The following is a 2,461-nucleotide window of genomic DNA, read 5'->3' as shown; positions in this document are numbered from 1 at the left end:
CCCATGAACCCGATACCAATGGTTCGCGCCTCCACACGCTTCTATCAACCACACAAGCCACCTTAAGGCCTTGCCACAGTGGACACATATTGAGCGCCTAACCCCTCTCGTGTGGATCACCTTACCCCACTCATCAATCCCACACAGTTGAAAAACCCCTTTTGCAATAAATACCAACACCAAGTATTTTAATATCTTTCATGGCCCTGCTCCTTTTTTTAAAAATAGAAACTCTATGTTGGCGCATTATAACGCCCTCTTTAAGGAGGGGCACTTTTCATTAGGTTACTTAGCCACTGGGCCCGCAAGGTGGTATAGAAAACCTACACTTCTAATCGCATCCTAAATGTTGTAAATATAATTGATTTCAGCATAATAGTTTATCAGTTTGTAAGATGCCTAGTTATTATTCTTGCTGTTGGATAGGAACGGCTGGATAAAAGGAAATGTTCCTACTCTTACTGCCTCGATCTGCTATAAGCATAATTGAGGATGGTTAACGATTCATTAGGATAATTATTATTTAAGGGGATTTACAATGAACGAATATGTCCATACCGCTTCCGACGAAAACTTTGAAACTGAAGTGCTGCAAGCCGATATCCCCATTCTTGTGGACTTTTGGGCAGAATGGTGCCAGCCCTGCAAGATGATTAGTCCGGTTGTTGAGGAAATCGCAAAGGAATACGCCGGTCGCGTTAAGGTATTTAAACTTAATGTAGATGAAAATGCGCAAACTCCTACAAAATATGGTGTTAGAGGAATACCCAGTCTTTTAATCTTTCGTAAGGGCGAAGTAGTTGATAGGAAAGTCGGTGCACTTAATAAATCGCAATTAACAGCCTTTTTAGATGAGAGCTTGCATTTTTCTTCATAACTCACTAGAATTCTCATCAAATATCACGGGCCTATCGGCATAATCCCATCGCTTTCAAGTTTGCTCCTAACTATGAAATACCAGCTGGAGTATCGCATTATGAGCTGATGCTTGTTTGGGATGAGCGGCATGTATTTTAATTTAAACAATCAATAAAGAGGTTTTACCATAACTTATGAATTTAACTGATCTTAAACAAAAATCGGTTCCAGAACTAATGCAAATTGCTCAGGAAATGAATCTGGAATACGTCTCTCGTACACGAAAACAAGACATTATATTTGCAGTATTAAAAGCACATGCTAAAAAAGGCGAAGATATTTTTGGCGATGGTGTCCTTGAAATTTTACAAGACGGTTTTGGATTTTTACGATCCGCAGACAGTTCTTATTTAGCCGGCCCCGATGATATTTATGTTTCCCCGAGTCAAATTCGACGCTTTAATTTGCGAACAGGTGATACAGTTTCAGGAAAAATTCGCCCCCCTAAAGAAAGCGAACGCTACTTCGCTTTACTCCAAGTCAATGAAATCAACCTCGAAAAACCAGAAGCGTCAAAAGGCAAAATCTTATTTGAAAACCTTACACCACTCTTTCCAAACGAGCAAATTAAAATGGAAACGGGCAATGGCAGTACGGAAGATATTACTGCTCGTATCATTGATTTGATTTCACCCATCGGAAAAGGTCAGCGGGGCCTTATCGTTTCACCGCCAAAAGCCGGTAAAACGATGATGTTACAGAATATCGCTCATTCAATTACGACAAATCATCCGGAATGTGTACTCATCGTATTGTTGATTGATGAGAGGCCTGAAGAAGTCACCGAAATGGATCGTTCAGTAAAAGGGGAAGTAGTAGCAAGTACGTTTGACGAGCCGGCCTCACGCCACGTTCAAGTGGCAGAGATGGTGATTGAAAAAGCAAAACGGTTAGTCGAACATAAAAAGGACGTTGTTATTTTATTGGATTCCATCACTCGTTTAGCGCGTGCCTACAACACGGTAATTCCTGCTTCCGGAAAGGTATTGACCGGTGGTGTGGACGCTAATGCGTTGCAACGACCGAAGCGATTTTTCGGGGCGGCACGCAACGTGGAAGAAGGCGGCAGTTTAACAATTATAGCGACGGCGTTGATTGAAACTGGTTCTAAGATGGATGACGTCATTTACGAAGAATTTAAAGGAACGGGCAACATGGAAATTCATTTGGATCGCCGCATCGCAGAAAAACGAACTTTCCCTGCCATTAATATCAATCGTTCCGGCACTCGCCGTGAAGAATTAATGATGCCGCAAGACGTTTTACAAAAAGTTTGGATTTTACGTAAAATCTTACATCCCATGGATGAACTTGCTGCAAGCGAATTTTTAATCGATCGCTTAAAGTTAACAAAAACAAATAATGACTTTTTTGATTCAATGAAAGGTTAAATCAGGAACTAACCCCGTATGAGCGCAGTGAAATACGGGGATGATAGACGAGATCATTATTTTCCCGTATTCTGCTTTGGTCTATACGTATATGGCCCCAGGGTTGTTGTCAACAATCAGTTTTGACGAAAAGAACGTATATGCGGCTTCAC

The 2,461-nt window shown here is 41.2% G+C and carries 2 protein-coding genes and 1 pseudogene; 2 read left to right on the top strand and 1 reads right to left on the bottom strand.

Going from position 1 to position 2,461, the window contains the following annotated elements:
• Positions 1 to 202, bottom strand: a pseudogene (locus OWO34_RS09380) (IS110 family transposase); the annotation flags it as partial.
• Between the two features lie 336 nt (positions 203 to 538).
• Here OWO34_RS09380 and trxA point away from each other — a divergent pair.
• Together trxA and rho are read left to right on the top strand one after the other, a co-directional pair.
• A complete protein-coding gene (gene trxA / locus OWO34_RS09375; protein ID WP_267257300.1) occupies positions 539 to 877 on the top strand; it encodes a thioredoxin TrxA in 339 nt (112 codons plus the stop codon).
• Positions 878 to 1,052: 175 nt separating this feature from the next.
• Positions 1,053 to 2,309 carry a transcription termination factor Rho gene (rho, locus tag OWO34_RS09370; RefSeq protein WP_267257299.1) on the top strand — a complete coding sequence of 419 codons (1,257 nt, stop codon included), beginning with the start codon at positions 1,053 to 1,055 and terminating at the stop codon, positions 2,307 to 2,309.
• Positions 2,310 to 2,461: the final 152 nt, after the last annotated feature.

Source organism: Coxiella endosymbiont of Ornithodoros maritimus, assembly GCF_907164965.1.
Lineage (GTDB): Bacteria > Pseudomonadota > Gammaproteobacteria > Coxiellales > Coxiellaceae > Coxiella.
Note: the sequence above shows the minus strand (reverse complement) of the source record. Positions and strands in the feature narration are given on the sequence as shown.

Excerpts from the sequence above, each read along its gene's own strand:
- trxA (WP_267257300.1), top strand. The coding sequence starts at position 539 with ATGAACGAATATGTCCATACCGCTTCCGACGAAAACTTTGAAACTGAA.
- rho (WP_267257299.1), top strand. The coding sequence starts at position 1,053 with ATGAATTTAACTGATCTTAAACAAAAATCGGTTCCAGAACTAATGCAA.